We start from the raw sequence: 17,796 nt of genomic DNA on the forward strand, positions 1-17,796 counted from the left end.
CCAGGAGCCATGATGACGCAATCTTTTCCCCTGTTGCCGCTGCGCGACATTGTCGTTTTCCCGCATATGATCGTTCCGCTGTTCGTCGGCCGCGACCGCTCGGTCGCCGCGCTCGAAGCCGCGATGGAGAGCGACAAGGAAATCTTCCTCGTCGCCCAGCTCGATCCGGGCGAGGACGATCCGCAGCGCGACGACCTCTATGATACCGGCGTGATCGCCACCGTCCTGCAATTGCTCAAGCTGCCCGACGGCACCGTTCGCGTGCTCGTTGAGGGCAAGGAGCGCGCGAAGCTGCTGAACCTCGAAGATGACGGCAAGGCGGTGATGGCGAGCGTCAAGCCGCTCGCCGACACGGTTGACGACAGCGTCGATACCGCGGCGCTGATGCGTTCGGTCGTCGACCAGTTCGAAAGCTATGCCAAGCTCAACAAGAAGATGCCCGCCGAGACCGCGGTGCAGCTCTCGCAGATCGACGACGCATCGCGACTCGCCGACTCGGTCGCGGGCAATCTCAACATCAAGGTGTCCGACAAGCAGGCGCTTCTCGTCGAGGATGCGCCCGCGAAGCGGCTCGAAATGGTCTTCGCCTTCATGGAAGGCGAACTCGGCGTGCTGCAGGTCGAGAAGAAGATTCGCGGCCGCGTGAAGCGCCAGATGGAAAAGAGCCAGCGCGAATATTATCTCAATGAGCAGTTGAAGGCGATCCAGCGCGAGCTCGGTAACGACGGCGGCGAGGGCGGCGACGACCTTGGCGAGTTGCAGCTCAAGATCGACGGCCTCAAAATGTCGAAGGAGGCCAAGGCCAAGGCGAACGCCGAATTGAAGAAGCTGCGCGCCATGGCGCCGATGTCGGCTGAAGCGACGGTCGTGCGCAACTATCTCGACACGCTGATCGGTCTGCCGTGGGGCAAGAAGTCGAAGCTCAAGAAAGATATCGCCAAGGCGCAAGCCGTTCTCGACGACGATCATTATGCGCTCGAAAAGGTCAAGGACCGGATCGTCGAATATCTGGCGGTGCAGGCGCGCACCAACAAGCTCAAAGGCCCGATCCTCTGCCTCGTCGGTCCTCCGGGCGTCGGCAAGACCTCGCTCGGCCGCAGCATCGCCAAGGCGACGGGCCGCGAGTTCGTGCGGCAGTCGCTCGGCGGCGTGCGCGACGAAGCCGAAATCCGCGGCCACCGCCGCACCTATATCGGCTCGCTGCCGGGCAAGATCGTGACGAACCTGAAAAAGGCCGGCACGATGAACCCGTTGTTCCTGCTCGACGAGATCGACAAGCTCGGCCAGGATTTCCGTGGCGATCCGGCGTCGGCGCTGCTCGAGGTGCTCGATCCCGAACAGAATGCGAAGTTCCAGGACCATTATCTGGAAATCGACGTCGATCTTTCGGACATCATGTTCGTGACGACCGCAAATTCGCTGAACCTGCCGCAGCCCTTGCTCGACCGCATGGAGATCATCCGCCTCGAAGGCTATACCGAGGACGAGAAGGTCGAGATCGCCAAGCGTCACCTGATCGCGAAGCAGGTCGAGGCGCACGGGCTGAAGGCGCATGAGTTCGAGCTGACCGAAGAGGGCCTGCGCGACCTCATCCGCTATTACACCCGCGAGGCGGGCGTCCGCACGCTCGAGCGCGAGATCGCACGGCTGGCACGGAAGGCGCTGCGCAAGATTCTCGAAGGGAAAGCGGAGAGTGTCATCGTCACGCCCGAGAACCTGTCGGAATTCGCGGGCGTGCGGAAATTCCGCCACGGCGTGTCGGATCGCGAGGATCAGGTCGGCGCGGTCACCGGCCTTGCCTGGACCGAGGTCGGCGGCGAATTGCTGACGATCGAGGCGGTCACCGTCGCGGGCAAGGGGCAGGTGCGCACCACCGGCAAGCTCGGCGAAGTGATGACCGAATCGGTGCAGGCGGCGCTTTCCTTCGTGAAGGCACGCGCGCCGGCCTATGGCATCAAGCCCAGCCTGTTCGCGCGCAAGGACATCCATATCCACCTGCCCGAAGGCGCGGTGCCCAAGGATGGCCCGTCGGCGGGCGTCGGCATGGTGACGGCGATGGTCTCGACCCTCACCGGCATTGCGGTGCGCAAGGATGTCGCGATGACCGGCGAGGTGACGCTCCGCGGCCGCGTGCTCGCGATCGGCGGCCTCAAGGAAAAGCTGCTCGCGGCGCTGCGCGGCGGGATCACGACGGTCCTCATTCCTGAGGAAAATGAAAAGGACCTGGTCGAGATTCCAGCGAACATTACCCGATCGCTGAAGATCATTCCGGTGACCCATGTCGATCAGGTGCTGGCCGAGGCGCTGGTCAGCCCGGTCGAACCGATCGAGTGGACCGAAGCCGACGAACTCGCCGCTTCGCCGCCGATCGCGTCCGGCGGCGATCCCGAAAGCGCGATTCGGCACTGATCGGGATCGCCGGGACGGCTTTTCATCGCAAAAACCGCATTTTGGGGCGGTTTTTGGCGTTTTTTGCTTTGACAAGCCGGTCCGAAACATCGTTAGTGGCGCGCCATGGCTTCGGGCCATGAATCATTCAATCAACCAACCACACACAGGGGTTCCTTAGGCATGAACAAACAAGACCTGATCGCCGCCGTCGCTGACTCGAGCGGCCTGACCAAGGGCGATGCCAGCAAGGCGGTGGAAGCCGTGTTCGATTCGATCACCGGCGCGCTCAAGAAGGGCGGCGAAGTCCGTCTCGTCGGCTTCGGCACCTTCGCGGTCAGCAAGCGCAAGGCCTCGACCGGCCGCAATCCGCGCACCGGCGAAACGATGACCATCGCGGCGTCGAACCAGCCCAAGTTCAAGGCCGGCAAGGCCCTCAAGGACGCCGTCAACTAAGTTTGGCGGCATCTTTTGATGAAACCATCTCGGGCCGTGGCGCAAGCTGCGGCCCGATTTGCATCGCCAAGCCGAAATTCGGCAAATGGCCGTTGCATTACCGGCGCGAGCGGCTATGGCCGTCCGGCTTTCGGAAACGCCGTCCCTTTGTGGCCGGCATCGGAATGGGCGCGTAGCTCAGCGGTAGAGCACACCCTTCACACGGGTGGGGTCACAGGTTCAATCCCTGTCGCGCCCACCATTCCTCCGAAGCGTTCCCCGATAGGGCGCAGAGCAAGCCGGATATCGGCTGTCGGCCTCATTCATCGCCTATTCAATGCATCCGCACTAGGGCCGTGGACATGTTCCGCATTCTGACCATCACCCTCGCTTCCGTCTCGCTGCTCGCCGCTGGCGTGCCCGCAGCCGCGCGGGGCGACCGCGACCAGGACAATTTGCGCGACGCGGCGGCGCAGGGACAGGTGATTCCGCTCAACCGCCTGATCGCCGAGGTGAAGTCGCGCCCACCCTATAGCGGCATGACCTATCTTGGCGGGCCGCAGTTCGACGCCGGCCGGATGATCTATGCCCTGAAGTTCATGGACGGCTCGCAGGTCGTTATCGTCTATGTCGATGCCCGCAGCGGCCGGATCGTCGGCCGCAAACCCTGACATTCCCAAGCGTTCGGACGGCTGCCGCAACGAGATTTTGCGATGGGCGTTCGGACTTGATACAGGAACGCATGAAGAGCGGCCGGCGCTGTCCGGCACGCAAAGGAAAGGCGCCCGAATGCGGATTTTGATTGTCGAGGACGAACCCACGCTGGGACCGCAGCTCAAGGCGACGCTGGAAGGGGCGGGCTATGCCGTCGATCTCGCGACCGACGGCGAGGACGGCCATTTTCTGGGCTCGACCGAAAATTACGACGCCGCGATCCTCGACCTCGGCCTGCCCGAGATCGACGGGCTCACGGTGCTCGACCGCTGGCGGAAGGAGAAGCGCAATTTCCCGGTGCTCGTCCTGACCGCGCGCGACAGCTGGTCGGACAAGGTCGCGGGGCTCGACGCGGGCGCCGACGATTATCTCGCCAAGCCGTTCCAGACCGAGGAACTGATTGCGCGTCTGCGCGCACTGATCCGCCGCGCCGCGGGCAACGCGTCGAGCGAACTCATCGCCGGCAAGGTCCGCCTCGACACCCGCTCGGGCCGCGTCACGCTCGACGGTGAGCCGGTCAAGCTGACCGCGCAGGAATATAAGCTCCTCTCCTATCTGCTCCACCACAAGGGCAAGGTCGTGTCGCGCACCGAGCTGATCGAGCATATCTACGATCAGGATTTCGACCGCGATTCGAACACGATCGAAGTGTTCGTAACCCGCATCCGTAAGAAGCTGGGCGCCGACATCATCACCACGATCCGCGGTCTCGGCTACCAACTCGATGATCCTTCGTAAGGCATGGCCGAAGCCGATGTCGCCTCGGCGGTAGCGACCGACCCGGCCAAGCCCGTCGCCCTGACGAGCCGCATCACCGGCTCGCTCGCGCGGCGCATGATCGCGATCGCGACGATCTGGATTTCGCTGCTGCTGATCGGCGGCGGCTTCGCGCTCGACCGCGTGCTGACCGGCGCGATCACCCGCAATTTCGATTCGAGCCTGGAATATGTGCTGATCGCGATGATCCGCTCTTCGGAAATCGGCCCCGACGGCGAGGTGCGGCTGATCGAACCGCTCGGCGACCAGCGCTTCCTCGAGCCCTATAGCGGCCTTTACTGGCAGATCAGCGGTGGCGGGCAGGAACCCTATCGGTCGCGATCCTTGTGGGAACGCACGCTGCGTCCGCCGCGCGAGCATATCGACAATGCGCTCCATACCTATAACAGCAACCAGTTCCCCGATGAGGAACTGCGCGTGCTCGAACGCAACGTCATCCTGCCGGGCAGCAAGACCAACTGGCGCTTCCAGATCGCGCAGTCGCGTGACGCGCTCGATCTTCAGATTCGCGCCGTGCGCGCGACCCTGATTCCCAGTCTCGCGCTGCTCGGGCTCGGATTGATCATCCTCGCCGCGCTCCAGACCTTCTATGGCCTGCTGCCGCTGCGTCATATCCGCCGAGCGATCGCGGCGATGCGCGGCGGGCAGAACCGCCGCGTCACAGCGCCGTTGCCGCTCGAGGTGCAACCCATGGTCGATGAGCTCAACGCGCTGCTCGCGCATAACGAGAAGCAGGCCGAGGAAGCGCGGCTGCACGCGGGCAATCTCGCGCACGCGCTGAAGACCCCGCTCACCGTGCTCGTCAACAGCGCGACGGGATCGGACAGCGAGCTTGCGAACACCGTCCGGCGCGAAGCGGCGACGATGCAGCGCCAGGTCGAGCACCATCTCGCGCGTGCCCGCGCGGTCGGGCGGCGCGGCGCGGCGCAGGCGCGCGCCAATATCCGCGACAGCGTGGATAGCGTTTCGCGCGCGGTCGGGCTGCTTTATCCCAGCGTCCGCCTCGATGCGGCGGGCGACCGGGCATTGGTCGCGCGGCTCGAGCGGCAGGATCTCGACGAGTTGATCGGCAATCTCCTGGAGAATGCCGCCAAATACGGCGGCGGCAGCGTCTTTGTCACGATTCAGCGCGACGGCGACATGGCCGAAATCCTTGTTGAGGATGATGGCGCGGGCATCTCGCCCGCCGACCGCGAGCGCGTCATCGACCGCGGCGTGCGGCTCGACAGCGGCAAGCCGGGGACGGGGCTCGGGCTCGCGATCGTCCGCGACGTCGCGGAGATCTACGGCGGCAGCATCGCGCTGGAGGAAAGCGAGGATCTCGGTGGGTTGCTCGTCCGGCTGCGGCTACCAGCAGGGTAAGGCATCGCGGATGGCGTCAGGGTCGGCCCCCTAGAGAAATGCCATTTCTTTCAGCCAGTTTTCGACCAGCGACGGCCAACCGGTAATGGCATGTTCTGTCGGCCTCAACCCGAATGCATGCCCGCCCTTGGCGAACAGATGGACCTCGGCGGATACGCCGGCATCGTCGAGCGCGCGCGCATAGACGGTGGTGTTGCATATATCGTCGACCGGATCGTCCCAGGCCTGCAACAGAAAAGTCGGGGAGGTTCGCTTCGTAACAGGCAGGCCGGGGTCGAGCTTCGCGCTTTCGCGGCAAAGATGACCGGGATAGAGCGCGACCGCGAAATCGGGGCGGCTGCTCAGCGTGTCGGCATCGTCGACCGGCTTATAGACGGGATCGAACAGGTTGCTGGTTTGCGCCACGAGATATCCGCCAGCAGACATGCCAATCACGCCGACCTTGGCGGGATCGATCTGCAAGTTCTTCGCCTGTTTGCGGACCAGCCGGATCGTCCGTTGCGCGTCCTGAAGCGCGCGGGGAACGTCGGGCGTGATGTGGCAATGGCAATCCTTGTCCCAATAATGGGCGCTCTTTGGAACGCGATATTTCAGGAGTACGCAGGTAATGCCCCTGGCGGTCATCCAGTCGCATATCTCGGTCCCTTCCAGATCGATCGCGAGCCCCTGAAAGCCGCCGCCGGGGAAGACAATCATCGATACGCCGCTGTTCGGACCCTGGGCGGGAAACACGGTCATTGTCGGAACCGACACATTGGCGATGAAACGTCCGGCGACCGGACGGTCCACGGTGACGGCACTTTCCGGTGGCTGCGGGGTCCCCGGCATATCGGGTGCGGCGTCGGGCCAGATCGGTATCTGCTGGAGCCCGGACGGGGGTTGCCAGACGCCCTGCGATGCCGGAGCGGTCGGAACGGCCTTCGCCTCGACGTCTCCACTCACTGAAGCGATCCCGGCGACGAAGACGAGGCTGCAGGCTATTATGAGTTTGGACCGTCGCGGCATATCGTCCCCCGGGCACGGCAGGCAATCCCATCGCGCGCTCACGGTGACCGATCTATCTGCGGCGGGCAAGCGCCCCGGCGGAACCGGCGACTATTTATCCACTGTGCGGCCTCAGGCCGCGCAGACCACCAGTCCGCGCTGTACCGCCGGCCGCGCCAGCCCGCGCTCGAGCCATGCCTGGACATGCTTGAACCGCTCGAAGCCCACGATCTCGGCGGCGTCGTAAAAGCCGATCAGGTTGCGCACCCAGCCGAGCAGCGAGATATCGGCGATGCTGTAATCCTCGTCCATGATCCAGCTGCGCCCGTCGAGCCGGCCGTCGAGGACGCCGAGCAGCCGCGCCGACTCCGCCGCGTAGCGATCGCGCGGGCGCTTGTCCTCATAGTCGCGACCTGCAAATTTGTGGAAGAAACCGAGCTGACCGAACATCGGCCCCGCGCCGCCCATCTGCCACATCAGCCACTGGATCGTCTCGTAGCGCGCGCCGCCGTCCTTCGGCAGGAACTGCCCGGTCTTGTCGGCGAGATAGATGAGGATCGCGCCCGATTCGAACAGGGCAAGCGGCTTTCCGCCAGGGCCGTCGGGGTCGTAGATTGCGGGAATCTTGCCGTTGGGGTTGAGTGCGAGGAAGGCGGGGTCGTGGCTTTCGTTCGCCATGATGTCGATGCGGTGCGCCTCATAGGGCAGGCCGCATTCCTCGAGCATGATGCTGACCTTGACGCCGTTGGGGGTCGGCGCGCCGAAAAGCTGGAGCCGGTCGGGATGTTCGGCGGGCCATTTGGCGAAGATTGGATGGGTCATGCCTCGCTCTCCCGCTTGGCCTGTTCATGGTGACGGATCACTTCGTCGATGATGAAGCGCAGGAATTTCTCGGTGAAATCGGGGTCGAGATCGGCGTCGCGGGCAAGGTTGCGGAGCCGCTCGACCTGTCGCGCCTCGCGGCCGGGGTCGGCAGGGGGCAGGTCGATCCGCGCCTTGAGCTCGCCGACCGCCTTGGTCACCTTGAACCGCTCGGCCAGCATATAGACGAGCGCCGCGTCGATATTGTCGATGCTCTGGCGGTAACGGCTGAGTTGATCGTCCATGCACGGCTCCTCTTGTGTCCGGCAGGCTTGGCACCGGGCAGGGGAGCAAGGCAAGCCGAAAGTCGTTGCAAATTTGCGGGCTCGCGGCCAAGGCTCGCGGCGATATGACTGCGGAAATCCACCTGCTCCATGGCGACCGGCCGCCCTCGCTCGACCCGATGATGGCGCTCGTCGCCGCCGACATGAACGAGGTGAATTCGGTCATTCTCGACCGGATGCAGTCCGAAGTGCCCTTGATTCCGGAACTTGCCGGCCACCTGATCGCGGGCGGCGGCAAGCGGATGCGCCCGATGCTGACGCTCGCCTGCGGCAAGCTGCTCGATTATCCGGGGCGCCGGCACTGTAAGCTCGCCGCCGCGGTCGAGTTCATCCACACCGCGACCCTGCTCCACGATGATGTCGTCGACAAATCGGACCTCCGCCGCGGCCGCAAGACCGCGAACATCATCTGGGGCAACAGCGCCTCGGTGCTCGTCGGCGACTTCCTGTTCAGCCGCGCGTTCGAGGTGATGGTCGAGGATGGGTCGCTGAAAGTGCTGAAAATCCTTTCTCGAGCCTCGGCGGTGATCGCGGAAGGCGAGGTCAACCAGCTTTCGGCGCAGCGGCGGATCGAGACGAGCGAGGATCAGTATCTCGCGATCATCAATGCCAAGACCGCCGAACTGTTCGCCGCGGCATGCAAGATCGCCGCGGTGGTCGCCGAGCGCGACGACGCGACCGAAGCCGCGCTCGACGCCTATGGCCGCAACCTGGGTATCGCGTTTCAACTTGTCGATGATGCGATCGATTATGTCTCCGATGCGGAGACGATGGGGAAGGGCGTCGGCGACGATTTCCGCGACGGCAAGGTGACGCTGCCCGTCATCCTCGCCTATGCGCGCGGCAACGCCGGGGAGCGCGAGTTCTGGAAGCAGGCGATCGTCGGACACAAGACATCGGACGAAGACCTCGCCCATGCGAAATCCTTGCTGCTGAAGCACGACACGATCGCCGATACGCTGGCGCGGGCGCGGCATTACGGCCAGCGCGCGGTCGATGCGATCGGCGGCTTCCGTGCGAGCCAGGCGAAATCGGCGCTGACTGAAGCGGTCGCTTTCGCGGTCGCGCGCGCTTATTGAGGGCGCTTCGATGGCGATGATGGGCCCAGCGGCGGAAAGTCCCGATGCCTATATCGCCGCGCTTTCGGGCTGGCAGCTCAAGCATTGCACGATGATGCGCGCCGCGATCATGGCGGCCGCGCCGTTCGACGAGACGATCAAATGGACCAACCTCGTTTTCGTGGCGAACGGTCCGTGCATTCTGATCCGCGCCGAGGAACATCGCGTGCTGCTCGGCTTCTGGCGCGGCAAGAGGCTGCGTGAGGTCGATCCGCGGATCAAGGCGAGCGGCAAATATGAACTCGGCAATCTGGTGATGACCGAAGCGACCGAGGTGACAGCGGAGGAGGTCGCGCGGCTGGCGGCCGAAGCCTATCGGCTCAATATCGAACTGGGCAATCCCGCGGCGCGAAGATGAGGCAGTTGCTCCCGATCGACGCGGTGCTGCCCGATATCATGGCGGCGCTGCTGCTGAAGCCCAATGCGGTGGTTGTCGCGCCGCCGGGTGCCGGGAAGACGACGCGCGTCGCGCCCGCGCTCCTCGATCAGCCATGGTGCAAGGGCCATGTCTGGCTGCTCTCGCCGCGCAGGCTCGCGGCGCGCGCGGCGGCCGAGCGCATCGCCGAGGAGATGGGCGAGGCTGTGGGCGGCCGGGTCGGTTATGCGACGCGGCTCGACAGCAAGCAGTCGGCGGCGACGCGGCTGCTGGTGATGACGCCGGGGCTGTTCCGCAACCGCATCCTCGCCGATCCCGAACTGCAGGGCGTGTCGGCAGTGCTGTTCGACGAGGTGCACGAACGCAGCCTCGACGGCGACTTCGCGCTCGCGCTCGCGATCGATGCGCAGCAGGGACTGCGCGACGACCTCCGCCTCGTCGCCATGTCGGCGACGCTCGACGGCGCGCGTTTCGGGGCGTTGCTTGGCGATGCGCCGGTGGTGAAGAGCGAGGGTAAGAGCTGGCCGCTCGAGCTGCGACATGTGGGTCGCCGCGCCGAAGACCGGCTGGAGGCAAGCGTGCTGGGGGCGGTGCGGCAGGCGATGGCCGATGAGGCTGAGGGCGACATGCTCGCTTTTCTCCCCGGCGCCGCCGACATCGAGCGCGCTGCGGCAGCCGTCGAGGATGCGGGGTTGCCGCTCGTCGTCCACCGGCTGCACGGCCAGATCGACCCGGCGATGCAACGGCGGGCGCTCGTTCGCGATCCCGACGGCGGGCGCAAGCTGATCCTCGCGACGAGCATCGCCGAGACCAGCCTGACCATCGAGGGCGTGCGGATCGTGATCGACGCGGGCCTGTCGCGGCGCCCGCGCTTCGACAAGGCAGCGGGGATCGCACGGCTCGTCACCGAACGCGCGAGTCAGGCGTCGGCGACCCAGCGCGCGGGCCGGGCGGCGCGGCAGGGGCCGGGGGTCGCCTATCGCTTGTGGGAAGCTGCGGCGACGGCGGGGATGCCGCCCTTCGATCCGCCCGAAATCCACGAGAACGACCTGATGCCTGTCGTGCTCGACTGCGCAAGCTGGGGAATCGTCGATCCGCGTCAGCTCGGCTGGCTCGATCCGCCGTCGCCCGCGGCGATCTTAGAAGCGAAGGCGCGCTTGCAGGCCATCGGCGCGCTCGGCGACGACGGGCGGATCACCGCGCACGGCAAGGCGCTCGCCGCGATCCCGCTACCGGTGCCGCTTGCGCATATGCTGCTCGACGCGGCGCGGGCGGGCGAGGCCGATAGGGCGGCCAGGCTGGCGGTGCTGCTCACCGAGCCGGGGCTCGGCGGGCGCGGGGTCGATGTCGAGGCGCGGCTTTCGCGCTGGCGGGGCATGAAGGGCGACCGTGCCGAGGGGGCATGGCGGCTGGCACGCCGGCTGGCGGGGGTCGGCGAGAAGCTCACCGTGGGTGCGGGCGGACTGGAAGAGCGCTCGGTCGGCGGCTGGATCGCGACCGCCTGGCCCGACCGCGTCGCGCGCCAGCGGGCAGGGCAACGCGGCGAATATCTGAGTGTGGGAGGCCGTGCCTACAGGCTCGACCCGCTCGATCCGCTGGCGAATAGCGAATGGCTCGCCATCGCCGATGCGCAGGGCCATGCCGCGGGCGTCCGCATTCTCGGCGCGGCGCCGCTCACGCTGGCCGAGGTCGAGGCGATCTTTGCCGGCCGGATCGAAAGCCGCTCGGCGAGCCGCTACGATGCGGACGGCGACCGCGTCGACCACCGCCGCGAGCGGCGGCTTGGTGCGATTGCGCTGTCGAGCGGGCAGGCCGGGCGCAAGGAGGGCGCCGAGGATGACGTCGCGGTCCGTCTCGCCGCCGTGCGTGAAAAGGGGCTTGGCCTGATCGGCTGGGGGCCGGTTTCGCAGGCATTGCGCCAGCGTGCATCGTTTGCGGGGCTCGACACGCTGTCGGCGCCTGCGCTCGCCGACAGCCTCGATATCTGGCTCGCACCGTTGCTCGAAAAATCGCGCGGGCTGCGCGATATCGGCGACCAGCGTCTCTCGGACGCCCTGTTGGGCCTGCTCGATTGGCCCGCGCGGCAATTGCTCGAAAAGCTCGCCCCCGCCGATTATGTGACCCCCGCGGGCAGCCGCCACGCGATCGACTATGGCGCCGACGGCGGCCCTACGGTCAGTGTGCGCGTGCAGGAGATGTTCGGCCTCGCGCGCCATCCGGCGATCGGCGAGCCGCCGGTGCCGCTGGTGCTGGCGCTGACCTCGCCCGCGCATCGCCCGATCCAGACGAGCCGCGACATCGCCTCCTTCTGGAGCGGAAGCTGGTCCGAGGTCGCGAAGGAGATGCGCGGGCGCTATCCGAAGCATAGCTGGCCCGACGATCCGGCGACCGCGCGGCCGACGCTGCTCACCAAGGCGGCGCAGACGCGGCGCGATGCGGGATAGACCCTGCTTTTTGTAATCGTCACCCGGATCAAGTTCGGAGTGACGAGAGGGGGAACACGGCTTTCCCCCTTTCCGCGCACTTCGCTTGGCGCTAAGGCGGCGGCAGAGTCACCCTGTCAGGACGATCTTCGATGAAAGCGCGTATTTTCCAGAAGCCCAAGAATGCGATGCAGTCGGGCCGTGCCGGTACGCAGCGCTGGATGCTGGAATATGCGCCCGCCGAAGCGCGCAAGGCTGATCCGCTGATGGGCTGGGCGGGCAGCGGCGACACCCAGCGCCAGCTTCGCCTGGGCTTTGCGACGCGCGACGAGGCGCTCGCCTATGCCGCGAAAAAGGGCATCGAGGTCGAGGTTACGGAAACGCCGGTCCGGACGCTGAAGATTCAGGCCTACGCCGACAATTTCCGCTGAGTTCAAATAAATACGTCATTGCGAGCGAAGCGAAGCAATCCAGAGCGGTTTACGCCTGCTCTGGATTGCTTCGCTTCGCTCGCAATGACGGAGATTGATACTTCGTCCTGATGTTACTCCGCTTCCGGCTGCAGCAATTTGTGCAGATGGACGACGACATATTTCATCTCGGCATCGTCGACGGTGCGCTGGGCGGCGGCGCGCCAGGCCTTTTCGGCCGATTTATAGTCGGGGAACAGGCCGACGACGTCGAGGGCGTTCAGATCGACGAAATCGAGGCCCTGCGGATCGCTGACGCGTCCGCCGAACACGAGGTGCAATTTGCTCATGGCTAGCTTTCCTTGCGGGTAGCACTGGAAGGGGAGGATGCGCGCCCCTACCAGCGCTTTGCCGCTGCGGCAAGTCGGCTCAGGCTTCGTCGTCGTCGCTGCGGCGAAGGGATTTCGGCAGCAGCGAGCCAAGTAGCGCGCCGACCGCGACCGCCCCGGCAACGAGCGCCAGAGGTTGCTTCTCGGCCACGTCCTTGAGCTTGCTGTTCGCGCGCTTCGCCTGGGCCTTGCCCTTGGCATAGGCTTCGCCCGCTACCTCGCGCGCGGCGTCGGCCTGCTCGCTTGCCCTCGCGGCGAGGTCGCTCGTCGCGGCGCGGGCGCGGCCATAGCCGTCCTGGATGCGCGCCTTCGCGGCCTCGGCGGTGGCGCGCGCATTTTCGGCGGTTTTCTCGGCAAGTTCACTCGCTTTTGCCCGCGCTTCGTTCGCGGTTTCACTCAGCGGCTTCATCATCTTCCTTCCCATCCTGTTCGGCCGTATCGGGCCGGAATTTCTCAATGGCCGCTTCGGCCAGATCCTGCGCCTTTTGCGCCAGCTTCGGCGCATGTTCCTTGATCGGCTCGCGGAAAATCCAAAGGGTGCCAGCAACCGCGGCGAGCGCGATCGGCAAGCGATTGTCGCGAAACTCCTGCCGCACGACATGCGCGGCGTCGTCGATCGTTTCGCCGAGGCGATATTTGCCGCGCGCGACGAGTGCTTTCGGCCGAAGCGCCGCCTGGGCCGCATCGAGCTTGCGATGCAGTTCGGCGCGCTGGAGCATCGAGCGCCGGGCGGCGTTGATCAGGCGATTGCGCGTTCCCGGCATCAGTCGTCGATCCCTTCGTTGGTCAGATCGCGGCGAAGCGCGGTGCGAATGTCGTTATAGGCGATCTGCGCGCGCCAGCCCGCGAAAGCGGCCACGGCAAGCAGAACCGCGACGACGATCAGCGTCGCGAGCAGCGGCCCGACGTGCGGCATCAGCACCAGGATCGCGCCGAACGCCAGCGCCAGCATCGCGATCCCGGCGGCGGATGCCGCGACGGCACCCCAGCCCGCCGTCCAACTGGCGCCGTGCAGCGCCAGTTCGCTGCGCGCTTCGAGCAGCGCGAGTTCGGCTTTCGCGGTCGCCGACAGATTATCGACGACATCGCCGACGATCTTGTCGAGCGGGACCGGCGGCGGCTGGGCCGGCCGGCCATCCGGCGCATAGCCGTGGCTCACGCCGTCGAAGCCGCGCGGCTCGGACGGGGGCGGTGTATCGGGATTAACGTGCGGCAAGCTGCTGTCAGTCGTTCGAGCCGCCCTTGAGCATCCGCGCGAGCACGAAGCCGATCACCGCCGCGGCGCCGACCGCGACCGCCGGGTTCTTCTTGACCATATCCTTGGTCGATGCGGCGAGTTCGTCTAAATCCTTCTTGTCGAGCGTCGAGGCGAGACCGGCGACCGTCGAGGCGGCCGAACGGGCATAGTCGCCGTACTGCTTGCCGAATTTCGTATCGACGGTGCCGGCGCTGTCCTCAAGCATCTTGGCGAGGCTGCCGACGGCTTCGGCGGCCTTGTCCTTGCCCTTGGTCGCGGCATCGCGTGCCTTGGCCGACGCCTGGTTCGCGAGCGTCGTCGCTTCTTCCTTCAGCGAGGCGGCCTTCTTGGAAGCTTCCGACTTGATCGTGGCGCGCGTCGCCGCAAGCTGGTCGCGGATGGGATGATCCTTGGCGGGCGCTTTCGCCGCGGCGGGTTTGCGCGCGGGCGCGGCCTTGGTGGCAGCGGCTTTCGCGGGCGCTTTCGGCGCGGCTTTCTTGGCGGCGGGAGTAGCGGCTTTGGCCATGGGCACTGTCCTCTTCTTTATCGGGTTTCGTGCCGCCGGGGGATGACGGTCGCAAACCCTTTTCGGTTCTGTCCAGATATATAGCAAGGCGCGCCGAATGGTTCCATAGGTTCGCAAAATTACCGCCCGACACCCATGCGGTGGTTGCACTAAGGGCAACCCGCCGATAACAGGCGGGCGCTTTCTCCAATGCCCCGCCGCACGGGCTTCAGCAGGACGACCTCCATGACCGCCATCATCGACATCCACGGCCGCGAAATTCTCGACAGCCGAGGCAATCCCACCGTCGAAGTCGATGTGCTGCTGGAGGATGGCAGCTTCGGCCGCGCCGCGGTGCCCTCGGGCGCCTCGACCGGCGCGCATGAGGCGGTCGAGCTGCGCGACGGTGACAAGGCGCGCTACCTCGGCAAGGGCGTGACCAAGGCGGTCGCCGCCGTGAACACCGAGATTGCCGATGCGCTGATCGGCCTCGATGCCGAGGACCAGCGCGAACTCGACATGGCGATGATCGACCTCGACGGCACTGCGAACAAGAGCCGCCTCGGCGCCAATGCGATCCTCGGCGTCAGCCTTGCTGCCGCAAAGGCCGCCGCCGACGCGCGCGGCCTGCCGCTCTACCGCTATGTCGGCGGCGTGTCGGCGCGCACGCTTCCCGTTCCGATGATGAACATCATCAACGGCGGCGAGCATGCCGACAATCCGATCGATGTGCAGGAATTCATGATCATGCCCGTCGGCGCCGGCAGCATCGCCGAAGCCGTGCGCTGGGGCAGCGAGATTTTCCACACGCTGAAGAAGGGCCTGTCGGCGAAGGGCCTTGCGACGGCCGTCGGCGACGAGGGCGGCTTCGCTCCGAACCTCGCTTCGACCCGCGCCGCGCTCGACTTCATCGCCGCCTCGGTCGAGCAGGCGGGCTTCAAGCTCGGCAGCGACGTCGTGCTCGCGCTCGATTGCGCCGCGACCGAATTCTTCAAGAACGGCAAGTACGAGATCAGTGGTGAAGGCCTTTCGCTCAGCCCAGAAGAAATGGCCGACTATCTCGCCGCGCTCGTGAACGACTATCCAATCAAGTCGATCGAGGACGGGATGAGCGAAGACGACTTCACCGGCTGGAAGGCACTGACCGACCTGATCGGCGACAAGTGCCAGCTCGTCGGCGACGACCTGTTCGTGACCAACCCGGCGCGTCTGGAGGAAGGCATCAGGACCGGCCTCGCCAACTCGCTGCTCGTCAAGGTCAACCAGATCGGTACGCTGTCCGAAACCCTCGACGCGGTCGATATGGCGCACCGCGCGCGCTACACGGCGGTGATGTCGCACCGTTCGGGCGAGACCGAAGACTCGACGATTGCCGACCTCGCGGTCGCGACCAACTGCGGCCAGATCAAGACCGGCAGCCTCGCGCGTTCCGACCGGCTCGCCAAGTACAACCAGCTCATCCGCATCGAGGAAGAACTGGGCGACATGGCGCGCTATCCGGGGATGGCGATCTTCGGGTAAGCTTTGCTGCAGATTTCGTCACCCGGATATGATCCGGGGTGACGAAGGAAAGGCTCACTTCCCCTTCAGATATTTGTCGAACCAGCCGATCGTGCGGCGCAGCGCGTCGAGCTGGTTTTCGCGCTTCTGGAAGCCATGGCCTTCGGCGGGGTAGAAGATCGTCTCGACGGTGTTGCCCTTGGCCTTCAATATGTCCTCGACCTCCTTGGCCTGCCCCTTGGGCACACGAATGTCGTTCTCACCCTGCAGGCTGAGCAGCGGCGCCTTGGCGGCCTTGATATAGGTGAGCGGCGACGAGGCGTCATAGACGTCGGGATTCTCGTCGGGCGTGCCGAGCAGCGCGCGCTGATAGGCGCGCAGCAATTCGTCTTGGTCGCGGTACATCGTCCGCCAGTTGATGATCCCGTACCATTGCACGGCGGCCGCGAACTCGTCGGGAGTGCGCCCGATCGCCATCAGCGTCATGAACCCGCCATAGGAGCCGCCGAAGATACCGACCTTCTTCGGGTCAACATAGCCCGAGGCGACAAGGAAGGTCTTGGCCGCGACGGTATCCTTCAAATCGCCGCCGCCGAGGTCCTTGATATTCGCTTCCTGAAACGGCTTGCCATATCCGGTCGAGCCGCGAAAATTCGGCTGGATGACGACATAGCCGCGCGTCGCGAAGGCGGTGGCGTAGCGCGAGAAGCCGTCCTGCGCCTGCCCGGTCGGGCCGCCGTGCGGCATGACGATCGCCGGGTTGCTGCCGTCGCGTTTCAGGTTGAACGGCATCGTCACGATCGCGCTGATCGGCGTGCCGTCGAAGCTCTTGTAGGTCACGATCTGCGATTTGGGGAGCATTGCCGGCGCGAGGCTCGCCATCGCGAGCGGCACCACCGGCACCGCCTTGTTCGCGGCAAGGTCATAGGAATAGAGCATCGTCGGCGAATCCGCGCCGCTGCGCGTGACGAGCATATGCCGGCCGTCGGGCGCGAACGCGGCGAGGCCCGGCACCGTGGCACGGCCCGGATCGAGCGCGAGGTCGGTCTTCGTCATCGTAGCCAGATCGACGCGTGACAGTGTGGAGCGCCCGTCGTTGTTGGTGCGCACGATCATCGACCGGCCGTCGGGGGTCATGACGTCGCTCGTTTCTTCCCACGGCGTCGGGGCGAGTCCGCGCCATTTCTTCGTCGCGACGCTATAGATGCCGGCATGCGACTGCCCGGTGCCTTCGTCGGTCGTGACCGCGATCGTGTTGCCGTCGGCGCTTGCACCGCTCGCGAAATAGATCGTTTTCGGCTTCGCGAGCAGCTTGGTCGCCGCGCCGCTTGCGGCGTCGATCCGCCAGATTTCGCCGACCGTCCCATCGACGCTGGCGCGATTGGCGATGACCGCTTTGCCGCCATCGACCCACGCGGCCGCGCTCCAATTATATTGCGGGTCCTTTTCGGCGGTCAGTCCGCGAATCTTTCCGCTGGCGTCCATCACCGCCAGATTGGTCTGCCCTTCGGATTTGAGCTTCGTCGAAAGCGCGACCAGCCCGCCGGTCGGTGCGACGAGCAATCCCGTTTCGCTGCGTTCGGGCGTGTTCGTCAGATTTTCGACCGCGCCGCCACCTGAGGGGACGCGGTAGATGTCAGAATATTCGTTCCCGCCGAGATCCTGCGTGAAATAGAGCCATTGGCCGTCGCGCGAGACGGCGAGGCCCGACTGGGCATCGTCGGACTGGGTCATCTGCACCGGCCAGCTGCCATCGGCCGCCATGCGCCAGATGTTGACGCGGCCGGTCAGGTCGGTGGCGATGAAGAGCTGCTTGCCGTCGGCGCTCCACACGGCGTCGTACAGCGCGCGCGTGACGCCGATGTCGTCGAGCGGCACGGGGTGCGCGTCAGGATTTGCGGGCGAGCCGATCGTTCCGGGATCGGTGATCGGGCGTTCGGGGGTCGCGACCTGCGCGGCGAGCGGCGAGGCAGTGGCGAGCAGGGCGGCAGTCAGGATCGGGCGCATGATCGTTCCTCTCTTGTATGGCGCGC

19 protein-coding genes and 1 tRNA gene are annotated in these 17,796 nt (G+C 65.7%); 11 read left to right on the forward strand and 9 right to left on the reverse strand.

Features of this window, described 5'->3' with window-relative positions; genetic code table 11:
• The first annotated feature begins 12 nt into the window (after positions 1–12).
• The 6 genes from lon to ACE3SL_RS11200 all read left to right on the forward strand — a co-directional run bounded on the left by lon (position 13) and on the right by ACE3SL_RS11200 (position 5,676).
• A complete protein-coding gene (gene lon / locus ACE3SL_RS11175) occupies positions 13–2,409 on the forward strand; it encodes an endopeptidase La (RefSeq protein WP_374525908.1) in 2,397 nt (798 codons plus the stop codon).
• Between the two features lie 162 nt (positions 2,410–2,571).
• Positions 2,572–2,844 (forward strand): HU family DNA-binding protein, encoded by a 273-nt coding sequence (locus tag ACE3SL_RS11180; protein ID WP_003044445.1) that lies wholly within the window; start codon positions 2,572–2,574, stop codon positions 2,842–2,844.
• Positions 2,845–3,010: 166 nt separating this feature from the next.
• Positions 3,011–3,085: transfer RNA gene (locus ACE3SL_RS11185), tRNA-Val, on the forward strand.
• A 100-nt stretch (positions 3,086–3,185) separates the two neighbouring features.
• The gene (locus ACE3SL_RS11190; protein WP_374525812.1) at positions 3,186–3,494 is read left to right on the forward strand and encodes a hypothetical protein; all 309 of its coding nucleotides are present in this window, start codon (positions 3,186–3,188) and stop codon (positions 3,492–3,494) included.
• Between the two features lie 118 nt (positions 3,495–3,612).
• Entirely contained in the window at positions 3,613–4,275 is a 663-nt protein-coding gene (locus tag ACE3SL_RS11195; RefSeq protein ID WP_374525813.1) for a response regulator transcription factor, read from the forward strand.
• A 96-nt stretch (positions 4,276–4,371) separates the two neighbouring features.
• Positions 4,372–5,676, forward strand: a complete 1,305-nt coding sequence (locus ACE3SL_RS11200; protein WP_374525909.1) for a sensor histidine kinase — start codon at positions 4,372–4,374, stop codon at positions 5,674–5,676.
• A 30-nt stretch (positions 5,677–5,706) separates the two neighbouring features.
• Here ACE3SL_RS11200 and ACE3SL_RS11205 read toward each other — a convergent pair whose 3' ends face one another.
• Genes ACE3SL_RS11205 through ACE3SL_RS11215 form a run of 3 tightly spaced genes read right to left on the reverse strand, consistent with a single transcriptional unit; the run spans position 5,707 to position 7,766 of the window.
• Complete coding sequence (locus ACE3SL_RS11205; RefSeq protein WP_374525814.1) at positions 5,707–6,750, reverse strand: alpha/beta hydrolase; 1,044 nt, start codon at positions 6,748–6,750, stop codon at positions 5,707–5,709.
• A 42-nt stretch (positions 6,751–6,792) separates the two neighbouring features.
• Complete coding sequence (locus tag ACE3SL_RS11210; protein WP_374525815.1) at positions 6,793–7,482, reverse strand: glutathione S-transferase N-terminal domain-containing protein; 690 nt, start codon at positions 7,480–7,482, stop codon at positions 6,793–6,795.
• On the reverse strand, positions 7,479–7,766 hold the full coding sequence (locus tag ACE3SL_RS11215; RefSeq protein WP_374525816.1) for a chorismate mutase: 288 nt from the start codon (positions 7,764–7,766) through the stop codon (positions 7,479–7,481). The genes ACE3SL_RS11210 and ACE3SL_RS11215 overlap by 4 nt, the downstream gene beginning before the upstream one ends.
• 104 nt (positions 7,767–7,870) lie before the next feature.
• Here ACE3SL_RS11215 and ACE3SL_RS11220 point away from each other — a divergent pair, with 104 nt between their 5' ends.
• From ACE3SL_RS11220 to ACE3SL_RS11235, 4 genes are all read left to right on the forward strand, one after another.
• On the forward strand, positions 7,871–8,884 hold the full coding sequence (locus tag ACE3SL_RS11220; RefSeq protein ID WP_374525817.1) for a polyprenyl synthetase family protein: 1,014 nt from the start codon (positions 7,871–7,873) through the stop codon (positions 8,882–8,884).
• 10 nt (positions 8,885–8,894) lie between these two features.
• Positions 8,895–9,281 carry a DUF1801 domain-containing protein gene (locus ACE3SL_RS11225; RefSeq protein ID WP_374525818.1) on the forward strand — a complete coding sequence of 129 codons (387 nt, stop codon included), beginning with the start codon at positions 8,895–8,897 and terminating at the stop codon, positions 9,279–9,281.
• Positions 9,278–11,743: an ATP-dependent helicase HrpB gene (gene hrpB, locus ACE3SL_RS11230; protein WP_374525819.1), complete on the forward strand. Its 2,466-nt coding sequence runs from the start codon at positions 9,278–9,280 to the stop codon at positions 11,741–11,743. The genes ACE3SL_RS11225 and hrpB overlap by 4 nt, the downstream gene beginning before the upstream one ends.
• 131 nt (positions 11,744–11,874) lie before the next feature.
• Positions 11,875–12,153 carry an ETC complex I subunit gene (locus tag ACE3SL_RS11235; RefSeq protein WP_374525820.1) on the forward strand — a complete coding sequence of 93 codons (279 nt, stop codon included), beginning with the start codon at positions 11,875–11,877 and terminating at the stop codon, positions 12,151–12,153.
• Between the two features lie 113 nt (positions 12,154–12,266).
• Here ACE3SL_RS11235 and ACE3SL_RS11240 read toward each other — a convergent pair whose 3' ends face one another.
• From ACE3SL_RS11240 to ACE3SL_RS11260, 5 genes are all read right to left on the reverse strand, one after another.
• Positions 12,267–12,482: a DUF4170 domain-containing protein gene (locus ACE3SL_RS11240; protein ID WP_374525821.1), complete on the reverse strand. Its 216-nt coding sequence runs from the start codon at positions 12,480–12,482 to the stop codon at positions 12,267–12,269.
• 79 nt (positions 12,483–12,561) lie between these two features.
• On the reverse strand, positions 12,562–12,933 hold the full coding sequence (locus ACE3SL_RS11245) for a hypothetical protein (RefSeq protein ID WP_374525822.1): 372 nt from the start codon (positions 12,931–12,933) through the stop codon (positions 12,562–12,564).
• Positions 12,914–13,285 carry a hypothetical protein gene (locus ACE3SL_RS11250; protein ID WP_374525823.1) on the reverse strand — a complete coding sequence of 124 codons (372 nt, stop codon included), beginning with the start codon at positions 13,283–13,285 and terminating at the stop codon, positions 12,914–12,916. The genes ACE3SL_RS11245 and ACE3SL_RS11250 overlap by 20 nt, the downstream gene beginning before the upstream one ends.
• A complete protein-coding gene (locus tag ACE3SL_RS11255; protein WP_374525824.1) occupies positions 13,285–13,737 on the reverse strand; it encodes a phage holin family protein in 453 nt (150 codons plus the stop codon). The genes ACE3SL_RS11250 and ACE3SL_RS11255 overlap by 1 nt, the downstream gene beginning before the upstream one ends.
• Before the next feature lie 7 nt (positions 13,738–13,744).
• Positions 13,745–14,284, reverse strand: coding sequence for a hypothetical protein (locus ACE3SL_RS11260; protein WP_374525825.1), 540 nt, complete (start codon positions 14,282–14,284; stop codon positions 13,745–13,747).
• A gap of 225 nt (positions 14,285–14,509) precedes the next feature.
• Between ACE3SL_RS11260 and eno the strand changes: the two genes are divergently transcribed.
• Positions 14,510–15,784 (forward strand): phosphopyruvate hydratase, encoded by a 1,275-nt coding sequence (gene eno / locus ACE3SL_RS11265; RefSeq protein WP_374525826.1) that lies wholly within the window; start codon positions 14,510–14,512, stop codon positions 15,782–15,784.
• Between the two features lie 54 nt (positions 15,785–15,838).
• Here the strand turns inward: eno and ACE3SL_RS11270 are convergent, their stop codons facing one another.
• Positions 15,839–17,770 carry a prolyl oligopeptidase family serine peptidase gene (locus ACE3SL_RS11270; RefSeq protein WP_374525827.1) on the reverse strand — a complete coding sequence of 644 codons (1,932 nt, stop codon included), beginning with the start codon at positions 17,768–17,770 and terminating at the stop codon, positions 15,839–15,841.
• Positions 17,771–17,796: the final 26 nt, after the last annotated feature.

The organism is Sphingopyxis sp. (genome assembly GCF_041916015.1).
Classification (GTDB): domain Bacteria; phylum Pseudomonadota; class Alphaproteobacteria; order Sphingomonadales; family Sphingomonadaceae; genus Sphingopyxis.

Excerpts from the sequence above, each read along its gene's own strand:
- ACE3SL_RS11190 (WP_374525812.1), top strand. The coding sequence starts at position 3,186 with ATGTTCCGCATTCTGACCATCACCCTCGCTTCCGTCTCGCTGCTCGCC.
- ACE3SL_RS11240 (WP_374525821.1), bottom strand. The coding sequence starts at position 12,482 with ATGAGCAAATTGCACCTCGTGTTCGGCGGACGCGTCAGCGATCCGCAG.
- ACE3SL_RS11220 (WP_374525817.1), top strand. The coding sequence starts at position 7,871 with ATGACTGCGGAAATCCACCTGCTCCATGGCGACCGGCCGCCCTCGCTC.
- ACE3SL_RS11195 (WP_374525813.1), top strand. The coding sequence starts at position 3,613 with ATGCGGATTTTGATTGTCGAGGACGAACCCACGCTGGGACCGCAGCTC.
- ACE3SL_RS11210 (WP_374525815.1), bottom strand. The coding sequence starts at position 7,482 with ATGACCCATCCAATCTTCGCCAAATGGCCCGCCGAACATCCCGACCGG.
- eno (WP_374525826.1), top strand. The coding sequence starts at position 14,510 with ATGACCGCCATCATCGACATCCACGGCCGCGAAATTCTCGACAGCCGA.
- ACE3SL_RS11235 (WP_374525820.1), top strand. The coding sequence starts at position 11,875 with ATGAAAGCGCGTATTTTCCAGAAGCCCAAGAATGCGATGCAGTCGGGC.
- ACE3SL_RS11245 (WP_374525822.1), bottom strand. The coding sequence starts at position 12,933 with ATGATGAAGCCGCTGAGTGAAACCGCGAACGAAGCGCGGGCAAAAGCG.
- ACE3SL_RS11250 (WP_374525823.1), bottom strand. The coding sequence starts at position 13,285 with ATGCCGGGAACGCGCAATCGCCTGATCAACGCCGCCCGGCGCTCGATG.
- ACE3SL_RS11180 (WP_003044445.1), top strand. The coding sequence starts at position 2,572 with ATGAACAAACAAGACCTGATCGCCGCCGTCGCTGACTCGAGCGGCCTG.
- lon (WP_374525908.1), top strand. The coding sequence starts at position 13 with ATGACGCAATCTTTTCCCCTGTTGCCGCTGCGCGACATTGTCGTTTTC.
- ACE3SL_RS11215 (WP_374525816.1), bottom strand. The coding sequence starts at position 7,766 with ATGGACGATCAACTCAGCCGTTACCGCCAGAGCATCGACAATATCGAC.
- hrpB (WP_374525819.1), top strand. The coding sequence starts at position 9,278 with ATGAGGCAGTTGCTCCCGATCGACGCGGTGCTGCCCGATATCATGGCG.
- ACE3SL_RS11260 (WP_374525825.1), bottom strand. The coding sequence starts at position 14,284 with ATGGCCAAAGCCGCTACTCCCGCCGCCAAGAAAGCCGCGCCGAAAGCG.
- ACE3SL_RS11225 (WP_374525818.1), top strand. The coding sequence starts at position 8,895 with ATGGCGATGATGGGCCCAGCGGCGGAAAGTCCCGATGCCTATATCGCC.
- ACE3SL_RS11200 (WP_374525909.1), top strand. The coding sequence starts at position 4,372 with ATGATCGCGATCGCGACGATCTGGATTTCGCTGCTGCTGATCGGCGGC.
- ACE3SL_RS11270 (WP_374525827.1), bottom strand. The coding sequence starts at position 17,770 with ATGCGCCCGATCCTGACTGCCGCCCTGCTCGCCACTGCCTCGCCGCTC.